This window comes from Pseudomonas tehranensis (genome assembly GCF_014268615.1).
In the GTDB taxonomy this organism is placed as follows: domain Bacteria; phylum Pseudomonadota; class Gammaproteobacteria; order Pseudomonadales; family Pseudomonadaceae; genus Aquipseudomonas; species Aquipseudomonas tehranensis.
Map to the genome: position 1 here is coordinate 20456 of NZ_JABWQV010000003.1, position 12310 is coordinate 32765.

The window sequence follows — 12310 nt, forward strand, 5'->3', positions numbered from 1 at the left end:
GCGCGGCGGTATGGAAACCTGCTGGTATATGTCTTATGTCCCGTCTTCTACAGGGTTGCAGTCTCTCCGGCTGTTTTGAACAAGTGCCCGTCGGCTTCGCTGCGCTGGCCGCGTCACTGCGCTACCAGGCGACGACGCTGGGCCTGGAACATCGTCCGTCCTACGGCGATCCATTGGCCTGCGGGCTGGGATTCTCCTTTCATCATCCGGACCTTTCGCCGATCGAAGGGATGATTCACGGCTGGCCCGATGGCAGCGCCCACGGCGTCACCGAACATACCGTGCAGGCTGCCTGCGGATTGATGTCGGTGCATGGCCGGGCCAGTGGCAAGGCCCAGGGCTTGGGGCTCGACTATGTCTCGACCCTGAGCGCCAGTCTGGCCCTGCAGGGTGCGCTGGCTGCCGCCCTGGGCCAGTTGCGTGGCGGTCGTTTCAATCACGTCAGCAGTTCCCTGGGCGCCGCCGGGGTGCTGGGCATCGGTCAATACCTGGCCGGTGCCACCGCTGCCGACGAGGCCGAGCGCCTGCTCCCCGGCGCGACCTGTTCGAAGAATCGTCCACCGTTCGTTTCCGCCGACGGTGTGCATTTCGAACTGGAAACCCTCGATGCCGAGCCTTGGCGGCGTTTCTGGGCCGCGGTGGGCATCGACGCCGAGCAGGCCGGCCAGGGCTGGAAGGCCTTCCTGTTGCGTTACGCCAAGGCGGTGGCGCCGATGCCGATGGTGTTGCGCCAGGCCTTGGCGCGACTGTCCATGGCCCGTATCAATGCCTTGTGCGCGTTGAGCGGCATGGCTGTTTGCCCGCTGCGCAGCCTCGCCGAGCGGCGTGCCGACGAGGATTTGCCCGGGCAATTGAAACAAGGCCCCTGGGCGTTCGACGGAGGCGTTACCGATGGCCGGACATTGTCCGCGTTGACGTCGGGCGAATTGCCGTTGAACGGTCTGACGGTGATTGAATCCTGTCGCCGGATCCAGGGGCCATTGGCCGGGCATCTATTGGCAATGCTGGGCGCCGAGGTACTGCGCATCGAGTTGCCCGGTGGCGATCCATTGCGGGCCATGCCGCCCTGCGTTGAAGGCGTATCGGTGCGCTTCGATGCCCTCAATCGGCTCAAACAGGTGCGCGAACTCGATATCAAGTCAGTCGCCGGTCGTGAAGAACTCTACGAGCGTGTGCGCCATGCCGACGTGTTCCTGCATAACTGGGCACCGGGCAAGGCCGCGCAACTGGCGCTGGACCGCGCCGACCTGGCACGGATCAACCCGGGCCTGGTGTACGCCTATGCCGGTGGCTGGGGCCACGACCGCCCGGGTGAATCGTTGCCGGGCACCGACTTTGTTGTGCAGGCATGGTCCGGTGTTGGCGAACAGATCGGCCAGGCCTCGGGCACGCCGGGCGGTTCGCTGTTCACCGTGCTGGATGTGCTGGGCGGTGTGGTTGCCGCCCAAGGGGTGACTGCCGCCCTGGTCCATCGCGCCCTCAGCGGTCAGGCGGTGCGGGTCGACAGCTCGTTGCTCGGTGCAGCCAATTTGTTGTGCGCCCAATCACTACAGGACGCAGATCAGCCCCAGGCCAGTCTGCTCAAGGGCGTGTACCCGACCCAGTCCGGCTTGCTGGCGATCGATTGCCAGACTCCGGCCCAGTTTGAACAACTGCGCCGAATCCTCGCCCTGGATTCGCAAACCACTGCGCAGAGGCTGGACGCAGTGCTGGGCAGCGCCCTGTTGTCACAAGCGGCCCAGACCTGGCAACAGCTGCTGGACGCCGCCGCCATACCGGCTTGCGTGGTCGTAGAAGACCTATCGCAGCTGGACCAAGACAGGCGATTGAAGCCGTGCTTAAGCCTGAATGCCTATACCTCGGTCAACGCTCACTGGAGTTTTCGATGAACAACGCAGGCATCATTGATCTGGTTCCCGTTGAGGTTCGCAGTGTCTGGGAACGTGACGGGACTTACCCCAACCGTTCGGTCTACCAACTGTTCCGCGAGCACGCCCAGCGTGAACCGGAAAAATCCGCAGTGCTCTCGCCTGAGGGCACCCTCAGTTATGGCCAGTTACACGGCTATGCCCTACGCATGGCCGCTGGCCTGCGCGCTGCCGGGATCATGCCCGGCGATGTGGTGGCCTATCAGCTCACCAACAGTTGGCGTTGCTGCGCCATCGATCTGGCCGCTGCGGCACTGGGCGCCGTGGTTGCGCCTTTCCCGCCGGGGCGTGGCAGCCTGGACATCCAGGCCCTGGTGCGGCGCTGCGATGCCCGGGCGGTCATCGTTCCGGCCGAGTATGCCGGCATCGATCTATGCCAGGTCGTCGAGGCCCTGCGCCCGACGTTATTGTCGCTCCGGGTGTTGATCGTCGAAGGCAGTTCTCGGGAAGGCTGGTTGAGCCTGCAGGACCTGCTCGAGGCCGAGCCGCTTGTAGAGGCGCAACTGCCCCAGGTTTGCCCCAACTCACCGGTGCGCCTGCTGGTGTCTTCCGGCACCGAGTCAGAACCCAAGCTGGTGGCTTACTCGCACAATGCGCTGGTGGGTGGGCGCGGGCGTTTCCTGCAACGCATTCATCCCGAGGGCGCCACGTTCCGCGGTCTGTACCTGGTGCCGCTGGGCTCATCGTTCGGTTCCACCGCCACCTTTGGCAGCCTGTCGTGGCTCGGCGGGTCGATTGCCGTCTTGCCGCAGTTCGATGTAGCGGCGGCCATCGAGGCGATTGAACAGCTGCGCCCGACGCACATCCTTGGGGTGCCCACGATGCTTCAGCGCATCGCTGCCGATGCACGTCTGGCCGAGGTCGACAAATCCAGCCTGGTGGGGTTGATCTGCGGCGGCTCGCTGATCGACGAAGTCACGGTGCGCCGCTGTGTCGAGGCTTTTGGCTGTGGTTTCATCAGCCTGTACGGCTCGGCGGATGGGGTGAACTGTCACAACACCCTGGACGACGCGTTGGAGGTGGTGTTCTACAGTGTCGGTCGACCGAACCCGGCGGTGTGCGCCATCAAGATTTTCGACGAGCAGGACCAGGAACTGCCCCAGGGCAGCGTCGGCGAAATCCGTGCGCGGGGGCCCTTGAGCCCGATGCAATACGTCAACGCGCCGGAACTCGATGCGCAGTATCGAGACGCCGAGGGCTGGGTCAAGACGGGCGATCTTGGCTACATCGACGCAGACGGTTATCTGATTCTGGCCGGACGCAAGAAGGACATCATTATCCGTGGCGGCGCCAACATCAGCCCGGTGCAGATCGAAACGCTGGCGACCGGTCATCCCGATGTGGTCAGTGTCGCCTGCGTGGCCGTGCCGGACCCGGACCTGGGCCAGCGCGTGTGCATTTGCGTGACCCTGCGCGAGGGCGCGTCGCGCTTCAGCTTGAGTGAGTTGACCGACTACCTGCGCGAGCAAGGATTGGAAGTCAATAAACTGCCCGAGTACCTGCGTTTCTATAAACAGCTGCCGCTGACGCCGGCGGGCAAGATCGACAAGAAGTCCCTGGCCGCTGAAGTGGCGTTCCTGGAGAGCGGGGCGGGCATCGCATGTTGAGTGCAATAAGAGTCGGTAGCGCTCAGGACGTTGCTGAGCTGGCGTGCCAGGTTCGGCGTTTTGTCGATGAGCGCATTATCCCGGTGGAGGCTGAGCTGGCGGCCGAACCCCGACAAGCCGCCCGGCGCATCGCCGAGCTGAGTGCCCAGGCCCGGGCAGCCGGGTTGTGGGGCAACTTCTACCCCCAGGCCCTGGGCGGTCGGATTGCCAGCCTGCGTGCCTATCTGCTGGTAGCCGAGCAGGAGGGCCGGTCGGAGTACGCGCCGACGATCTTCGGTGACGACGCCACGTTGGATCTGCACATGTTGAGCCGGCATGCCGGCGAGGAGGTCCGCCAGCGCTTTCTCGCTCCGCTGGCGGCGGGGACGCTGGTCTCCAGCTATGGCATGTCCGAGCCGGACAGCATCGGTTCGATTCCGGCGACCCTCAACAGCCACGCCGAGTTCGTTGACGGCCACTGGCGGTTGAGCGGGCGCAAGTGGTTTATCTGTCGTGCCGAGCGGGCGGCATTGGTCACGGTGATTGCCCGCACCGCGCCAGGGCCATTGGAGAGTGGGTTATCGATGCTGTTGGTTCCCACCGACTTGCCAGGCTTTCGCGTGGAGCGACCCTTGTCGATTCTCGGGCGTTTTTCCGGGCAGGGAGAACTTTCGTTCGATCAGGTTCACGTCCCGGCCAGCCATGTGCTGGGCGAGGTGGGGCAGGGCCTGGCGTTGATGCAAGAGCGTCTGGCGTTGGGGCGCGTCCTGCGCTCGGTGCATTGGCTGGGACTGGCCCAGCGCTGCTTCGACCTGATGTGCGCACGGGTCCATTCGTCCCGCGGCGTGCAGGCGCGGCTGGCGGACAAACAATTGGTTCGCCAGCGGGTGTTCCGGGTTTACCAAGGCATTGCCAGCGCCCGCGCACTGCTTCACGACGCCGCCGACAAATACGACGCAGGCGTCGCCAACAGCATCGAGGTGAATATCGCCAAGGTCGCCGCTTCCCAAGCCTTGAGCGAGGCGGCGGACTCGGCGATCCAGATCATGGGCGCCGAAGGCCTGAGCGAACTGTCACCGTTGTCGGGTATTTATCGCACCGCGCGCACCACCCATATCCTCGACGGCACCGACGATGCGCTGGTGAGCGCGGTAGGCCGGCAATTGCTCGACAGCTGCGGCGACGCGGGGCTGGACTTCGATTGGCCCTCCGTAATGGGGGGAGCAGGCCGATGAGCGAGCACGCTGCTTCACGGGGCGTATGGCTGCGGCTGGGGCTCACCGCAGCGATGGCCTTGCCGATGCTGATTTTCTACGCGGTCGGCACCCTTGGGCCGCTGATGGTCGCGGACCTCGGTGTGCCGAGCCATTGGTTGGGCTGGCTGATCACCAGTGCGTTCGGTTTTGCCGCCGTGTTGTCGCTGTGGGCCGGGCCGTTGGTCAATCGCCTCGGCACCCGGCGTGCCCTGGCGCTGCTGTTCTGGAGCACGCTGGTGGCGTACGGGTTACTGGCGAGTTTGCCGGGGTTCGGCGGTGTGATACTGGCACTGGCGGCCTGCGGCATTGCCCAGGCGCTGGCCAATCCGGCGACCAATCTGTTGATCGCCGAGCGCGTTGAGCCCCGGCAAAAGGCGGCGGTAGTCGGCTTGAAACAGTCCGGGGTGCAGGTCTCGGCTTTGTTCGCCGGCCTATTGTTGCCCAGTCTGGCCCTGAGCCTGGGCTGGCGGGGTGCCTTGGCCACGTTGCTATTACCGGCGTTGCTCCTGGCGCTGTGGGGGCCACGGGTGGCTGCCCGTGAGCATTCGGCTAAACCCCAGGGATTGGCTTTGACTCGACCCAATGCTCGTCTGGCGCTGCTGATGAGCGTGCAACTGTGCGTAGGCATCGTGCTGTCGTCGTTCGTAACGTTTCTTGGCATCTTTGCCGCACAGCAAGGCATGACCGCGCATTGGATCGGCGCATTGATCGCCGGTTTCGGCGTGATGGGCATCGCCGCCCGGGTCGGGCTGACCCCGTTGGGCGCGCGGATGGCCGATGAGTCCTGGTTGCTGCTGTTGCTATTGCTGTTGTCGGGCGTGGCGTTGTGGCTGACCTCGCTGGCCTTGCCCGTGCGCCATTGGCCGCTGTGGGCGGGCGCTTTGGGCATGGGCCTGACGGCCGTGGCGACCAACGCCATCGCCATGAGCATGGTGCTGCGCGATCCAGGGTTTGGTAGCCCGGCGGCGGCAGCCGGGCTGCTGTCGGTGGGCTTTTTTGGCGGGTTCGCCGTGGGGCCTCCGTTGTTCGGTCTATTGCAACGCGGACCTTGGGGGTTCGCCGATGCGTGGCTGCTGTTGATCGGGGTACTCGTGGTGGGCGGTCTATCGAGCCTGCTGCTGATCCGCCTGCGGCAACGCCATAAAGCGCCTACCGCCACCGGGCTGAGGGCGGTCAAATGAACGTCGCCCAGGCGTGGCAAGAGCCGTTGCGGCTCGACGAGGCCTATCGCGCCATCGCGGCGATCCTCAGACGCATGGATCAGATCCAAGCCTCCTGCGGCGAGGGTTTTCCGTTGTATTGCACGGGGGCTGACAACCAATGGAAAGTCTCGGCTGGTGGTTCCTGGCTGGGCGGTTTCTGGTCCGGACTGTGGTGGTTGCGCGCCCATCGCAGCGCAGTGCGGGGTGATCGTCGGCAGGCCCGCCAGGTTACCGAACGGCTGCGGGATAAGCTCGACAGCGCCACGCACCATCGCAGCCTGATCTTTCATTACGGCGCAGGGCTGGGCGGTGGCTTGCTGGATGACGCCATGGCCAAGGAACTGGCGGAACAGGCGGTGGGGCACCTGGCTCGGGCTTTCGACCCGCTGCTGGGCTGCATTACGCTGGGGCGGGACATGGGCGGCGGCGAGCAGGGGGATCAGCGTCTGAGCATTGACCCGCTGGCTGCCACGCTGCACTTGTTCGCGCGCCGGGCGGAGCCGCGGTGGTTGAGTCTCGGACGTCAGCAATTACAGGCCTCGTTTCGCGCGTGTGCCGCTGGCGACGGAGCCTGGAGCAGTCAAGCCCACCATGAAAATGGCGAGTGGCGTGCCGAAGAAAGGCCGGGCGACTGGTCCCGGGGCCAGGCTTGGGCGCTGCTTGGCCTGAGTGTCGGAGCCCGGTTGTACGGCGCACCTTACCGTCAGGACGCCGTGCTGGCCTGCCAGTATTGGCAGCGCAGCCGGGGCTGGGATGTACCGCGCAATCGTCTGTCCGAGAACCAGGGGCCGGACGATCCCTGCTCGGCGGCAATGGTGTCGCTGGCCCTGCAAGGATTGGCGCCACAGATACCGGACGGTGAGATGCTGCTCCAGCAGGCCGGTGCGCAACTGGCGGCGATTATTCGCAGTGGCGATTTTCATGAGGGACGTTTTGTCGGCCATTGCTACCGGGTTTCGGCCACTGAAGAGCAGAAAGTGGAGTCGGCCTGTGGCAGTTTTTTCCTGCTGGCGGCATTGCTGGCCTGGACCGGTGAGCTTGATCCAGGCGTCATCTAAGCGGCAATCCCTGTAGCCGCCAAGGCTTCGCAGCAAGCAGTGAGTAAAAATTTCCCCCTTTCAGGGCGCTCAATCCCGGTTGCCCGCTTTTTTGCACCTATTCGACCCGTTCCAGGGCTCGCTGGAGAAAGCTGAAATAAACGTTTCAGCTTTTTTTGGGTGTTTTGTCGCTAAAATGAAAATAAATTTCGCTTCCAAATAATTTCACGGCGTTTTTTCTAGCGCAGTCTTGAGGCATTGCGCTTAGGCACAGCCTTTGCTACGGCTCAACAGCGAAGCCACCACAATCGTTGAATTCAATCCTAGGAGTCATTTCGCCGCACAGATGTCATCAAGGGGGCGCACGTCATCCAGACGCAAAGGCCAGATCAGAGACCGGTGCAATCGAGGTACTCAGAGAAACAGGGCTCATTAAAACAAAGCAAGGCCGGACCATTGGAATGACGAAGTGATAAAAAATGCCGTGTAGAACGCGGCTGGGAGTTGGCTATGCCCCAAGCTTTTTTTAATGAAATGTATGATGCAAAGGGTGACTGCCGCCCGCACTATCAAGCTTTCTCACGCTGGCTGGCGGACACGCCGCTGGAGTTGCTGGAACAGCGTCGTCGCGAAGCCGATCTGCTGTTTCATCGAGCCGGTATCACCTTCACCCTCTACGGTGACGAGCAGGGCACCGAACGATTGATTCCGTTCGACATCATTCCTCGCAGCATCAAGGCCAGTGAATGGAAGATGGTCGAGCGTGGCTGCATTCAGCGGGTCCAGGCCCTGAACATGTTTCTGGCCGACATTTACCATGGGCAGCGGATCCTCAAGGAAAAAATCATTCCGGCCGAGCAGGTGCTTGCCAATGAGGGTTATCAAATCGCGATGCAAGGCCTGGACTTGCACCGAGGCATTTATGCTCACATCGCCGGTGTCGACCTGGTTCGCGACGGTGACGGCAGTTATTACGTACTTGAGGACAATCTGCGTACGCCCAGCGGCGTGAGCTATATGCTCGAAGACCGCAAGATGATGATGCGCCTGTTCCCCGAGCTCTTCGCCGCCCAGCGCGTGGCGCCCATCGATCACTATCCGAATCTGTTGCTCGATACCCTCAAGAGTTCAAGCCCCCTGGACAACCCGACCGCCGTGGTGCTGACCCCCGGTCGTTTCAACAGTGCCTATTTCGAACATGCGTTCCTGGCCCGTGAAATGGGGGTGGAACTGGTAGAGGGCGCCGATCTGTTCGTGCGCGACGACCATGTCTACATGCGCACCACTGCAGGCCCCCAGCAGGTGGATGTGATCTATCGCCGCCTTGACGATGATTACCTCGATCCGCTGTCGTTCAACCCCGACTCCATGTTGGGCGTGCCCGGGCTGATCGCCGTTTACCGGTCAGGCAACGTGGTGCTGGCGAATGCGGTTGGCACGGGCGTGGCCGATGACAAGTCGATCTACCCTTACGTCGACGAGATGATCCGCTTCTACCTCACCGAAGAACCGATCCTGAAGAACGTGCCGACCTGGCAGTGCCGCAAGCCCCAGGATCTGTCCCACGTGCTGGCCAACCTGCCTGACCTGGTGGTCAAGGAAACCCAGGGTTCCGGCGGTTACGGCATGCTGGTAGGGCCGGCAGCCACAGCGGCGCAGATCGAAGATTTCCGCGCACGCCTCAAGGCCCGTCCTGAAGCCTATATCGCCCAGCCAACGTTGAGCCTTTCCACCTGTCCGACTTTCGTCGAGAGCGGTATCGCCCCGCGCCACATCGATCTGCGTCCGTTCGTGTTGTCGGGCAAGGAAACCCGTCTGGTGCCCGGCGGGCTGACCCGCGTGGCACTTCGCGACGGCTCGCTGGTGGTCAATTCGTCCCAGGGTGGCGGCACTAAAGACACTTGGGTAGTGGAGGACTAAGACATGCTTTCAAGAACCGCTTCGGACCTCTACTGGATGTCCCGCTATCTGGAGCGCGCCGAGAACCTGGCGCGCATGCTCGAAGTCAGTTACTCGCTGTCGCTCATGCCCCAGGCCGGGCGCAGCGATGGGCATGCCGAGCTGGCGATGTCGTTGTTGGCGGCCGGCACGCTGGACGATTACAACGCCCGTTATGACGCGCTCAACACTGAACGCATGTTGCATTTTTTCGCACTGGACGAAACCAACCCCGGAAGCATCTACAGCTGTCTGCGCGCGGCGCGGACCAATGCCCATGCGGTGCGTGGACGCATCACCGCCGACATGTGGGAGAACATCAACGCCACCTGGCTGGAGATGCGCAACATTGCCAGCAATGGTCTGGGCCGCTACGGCATCAGCCACTTCTGTGAATGGGTCAAGGAGCGCTCGCACCTGTTCCGTGGCGCGACGTCGGGCACCATCATGCGCAACGATGCCTATAGATTCATTCGTCTGGGAACCTTTATCGAGCGAGCGGACAACACCCTGCGCCTGCTGGACGCCCGCTACGAAATGTTTGGTGAGGAGTCGGAAGAGGTCAGCGACAACTCGGCACGTGGTTATTACCAATGGAGCGCCTTGCTGCGGGCGTTGTCTTCGTTTGAAGCGTTCAACGAGATCTACCGCAACGCGCCCAACGCCGAGCAGGTCTCGGAAATGTTGCTGCTGCGCGCCGATGTCCCGCGCTCGTTGCATGCCTGTATCGAGGAGCTGGACCAGATCCTCTCCAGTCTGCCGGGCAACAACGGCCGCCCAGCCCAGCGCCTGGCCGCTGAATTGAATGCACGGCTGCGCTACTCCGGCATCGACGAGATCCTGGAGTCGGGCCTGCACCAATGGCTGACCGACCTCATTGGCCAGATTCGCCACCTGGGCCAGACCGTTCACGAGTCTTATCTGGAGGTGGTATGAAACTTTCCATACGCCATGACACGACCTACAGCTATGCCGATGAAGTGTGCACCAGCATCCAGTTCCTGCGTTTGACGCCCAAGGACACTCAGCGTCAGCGCATCCTGCAATGGCACCTGGAGTTGCCGCGTTTGGTGCGCAGCCAGCTCGATCCCTACGGCAATATCCTGCATGTGATGACCATGGACGAGCCCCATGGCGCGCTGGTGCTCACGGCTTATGGCGAGGTGGAAATCCGTCAGGCGGTGCAGATGGAGCCGGACAGCCAGTCACCGCTGCCATTTCTGCGCACCAGCCGCCTCACCCAGGTCGATGATGCTCTCGCGGCCTTTGCTGTGGAGCAATGCGCAGCCCGACGTGATCGCTCGGCGCTGACCGATTTGATGAACGGCCTGGCTGCGCGCATGCCCTATAGCCCGGGCACGACCGAGGTCAGCAGTACCGCCGCCGAAGCCTTCGCCGGGGGCGCGGGGGTTTGTCAGGATCATACCCACGCATTTGTGGCCTGCGCGCGCAGCCTGGGGGTTCCGGCGCGCTATGTCTCCGGTTACCTGTGCACCGAAGATGAAAGTCATCTGGCGAGCCACGCCTGGGCTGAAGCCTGGCTGGAAGACGGCTGGTACAGCTTCGACGTGACCAATCGCCTGACCTGTCCGGATCGACATTTGAAACTGGCGGTCGGCCTGGACTACCTCGACGCTTGTCCGGTACGCGGCATGCGCCGCGGTGGCGGGGCAGAGCAGATGCACGCGCGGGTGCAGGTGAACTCAATGGTTCAGGTGCAGCATCAGTAGGCGAGCAAAGTACTGAACCCTGAAGCCCCATCGCGAGCAGGCTCGCTCCCACACTGGATTGGCGGCGGTCATAGGCCTCACCACAACCCGAAATCCCCTGTGGGAGCGAGCCTGCTCGCGATGACGGCAGTACAGTCAACATTGATGCACACGGACTCACCGCAATCGCGAGCAAGCTTTGCTCCCACAGGTGTCGCCCTGGATGCCCTGGCCATGGCGCGGCTGCGCTGAAGGATCGCTCTGCTCAGGCAGATGGGCATTTACGTACGCCGACGTCCTGAACCTGTCATCATCGTGCTTTGCAGTACCCCTTATACAGAGGAACAGCGCATGGACGATGTACAGCAGCTAGGCGAGATGCTTCGTCACTACGCAGACAGCGAAGCGCACAAGAAGCACCAGCACGAGGCGCAATCCGCGGTGTGGGCCGCACAGATCGAGGCGTTGTACGGACAGATCGAGCAATGGCTGGCGCCCGTCATGGCCCCCGGTCTTCTGACACTCACCCGTGAGGCGTATGTGGCCCACGGGCCGAGCGTTCCGGCCGAAACCTCCGACTTCAAGACAGAAAAACTGACCGTGTCCATCACCGGCAAACCGGTGGAGTTCATACCGGATGTAATGGGATCCGGCGGACAGATTTCCCTGGCGATCATGGGGCTGACTGCAACACGTTACGGCAGTATCTCGCTGGTTTGCCTGCCGCCTTCATTGCAGTGGCAATGGCGCCGCACCAACGGGTTGAAAGATCCGGATACTTTTACCTTCGACGCGGACTTCCTCGCGCAGCAATTACAGAGCCTGATACCCCGCGAGCGCGGCTGAAGGCGGTGGCGAGTAAAGGGCTTGCCCAATGACTTCTTCCTGTCGGAGCAGGCAAAACCGCGCCCATTGGCTATACCTGTAATTCCCGGCCCCGTTTCGTGTGGCTTACAGGAGTGACAGCATGAAGTTTGCGTCAATGATTGGCACCGTGTGCATGGCCTCGCTTGCCCTGGCGGGTTGCTCCAGCAAGATCACCCAACCGGATGAGTACTCCGGTTTTCTGGGTGATTACAGCCGGCTCAAGGAGGAGAAATCGCCGTCGGGGGCCGAAGTGATGCGCTGGGTCGATCCCACGGCAGACCTGAGCAAATACACCAGCCTTTACGTCGAGCCGACACAGCTTTACCCCAAGCCGCAGCCGACCGTGAAGATCCCCCAGGCCACCTTGTCCGGCATTACCGGTTATTACGATCAGGCGCTCAAGCGGGAAGCGGGTAAATCCCTGCCCCTGGCGACCGGGCCAGGACCGGGGGTGTTGGTGATGCGTGCGGCCATCACCGCCGTCAGCAGCAAGACCGAAGGCCTGAAGCCTTATGAAGTGATTCCGATCGCGCTGGTGGCGGCCGCGGTCAGTACCGCCAGTGGCATTCGCGACCAGGAAACCACCTTGGGCACTGAAGCGGTATTCCTCGACGGCGGCAACAATGCAGTGGTCGCCCAGGTGGTGCGTAAGGGCACGGGTAAGCCGTTGTCCAACGAGGCCCAGGTGATGAAGCCCGATGATGTCAAAGGTGTGATCGATGGTTGGGCAGCGGACTTGCATCAGTCGTTTCTAAAACTCAAGGCCAAATAGCGCACAGGCGTCGCT

10 protein-coding genes are annotated in these 12310 nt (G+C 62.6%); all 10 read left to right on the forward strand.

What is annotated here, in order from left to right; genetic code table 11:
* Positions 1-35: 35 nt before the first annotated feature.
* The 10 genes from HU811_RS01770 to HU811_RS01815 all read left to right on the forward strand — a co-directional run bounded on the left by HU811_RS01770 (position 36) and on the right by HU811_RS01815 (position 12295).
* Complete coding sequence (locus tag HU811_RS01770; RefSeq protein ID WP_186653508.1) at positions 36-1889, forward strand: CoA transferase; 1854 nt, start codon at positions 36-38, stop codon at positions 1887-1889.
* Positions 1886-3535, forward strand: coding sequence for a class I adenylate-forming enzyme family protein (locus tag HU811_RS01775; RefSeq protein ID WP_092453135.1), 1650 nt, complete (start codon positions 1886-1888; stop codon positions 3533-3535). Before HU811_RS01770 ends, HU811_RS01775 begins: the two co-directional genes overlap by 4 nt.
* A complete protein-coding gene (locus tag HU811_RS01780; RefSeq protein ID WP_186653511.1) occupies positions 3529-4749 on the forward strand; it encodes an acyl-CoA dehydrogenase family protein in 1221 nt (406 codons plus the stop codon). Before HU811_RS01775 ends, HU811_RS01780 begins: the two co-directional genes overlap by 7 nt.
* Positions 4746-5951 carry an MFS transporter gene (locus HU811_RS01785; protein WP_186653512.1) on the forward strand — a complete coding sequence of 402 codons (1206 nt, stop codon included), beginning with the start codon at positions 4746-4748 and terminating at the stop codon, positions 5949-5951. Before HU811_RS01780 ends, HU811_RS01785 begins: the two co-directional genes overlap by 4 nt.
* On the forward strand, positions 5948-7030 hold the full coding sequence (locus HU811_RS01790; protein ID WP_186653514.1) for a glucuronyl hydrolase: 1083 nt from the start codon (positions 5948-5950) through the stop codon (positions 7028-7030). Before HU811_RS01785 ends, HU811_RS01790 begins: the two co-directional genes overlap by 4 nt.
* A 489-nt stretch (positions 7031-7519) precedes the next feature.
* Complete coding sequence (locus HU811_RS01795) at positions 7520-8929, forward strand: circularly permuted type 2 ATP-grasp protein (RefSeq protein WP_076385079.1); 1410 nt, start codon at positions 7520-7522, stop codon at positions 8927-8929.
* A 3-nt stretch (positions 8930-8932) separates the two neighbouring features.
* A complete protein-coding gene (locus HU811_RS01800) occupies positions 8933-9883 on the forward strand; it encodes an alpha-E domain-containing protein (RefSeq protein ID WP_092397810.1) in 951 nt (316 codons plus the stop codon).
* On the forward strand, positions 9880-10677 hold the full coding sequence (locus tag HU811_RS01805) for a transglutaminase family protein (protein ID WP_186653515.1): 798 nt from the start codon (positions 9880-9882) through the stop codon (positions 10675-10677). The genes HU811_RS01800 and HU811_RS01805 overlap by 4 nt, the downstream gene beginning before the upstream one ends.
* Positions 10678-11007: 330 nt before the next feature.
* The gene (locus HU811_RS01810) at positions 11008-11502 is read left to right on the forward strand and encodes a hypothetical protein (RefSeq protein WP_186653517.1); all 495 of its coding nucleotides are present in this window, start codon (positions 11008-11010) and stop codon (positions 11500-11502) included.
* A 121-nt stretch (positions 11503-11623) separates the two neighbouring features.
* Entirely contained in the window at positions 11624-12295 is a 672-nt protein-coding gene (locus HU811_RS01815; protein WP_047226606.1) for a DUF3313 domain-containing protein, read from the forward strand.
* Positions 12296-12310 lie beyond the last annotated feature (15 nt).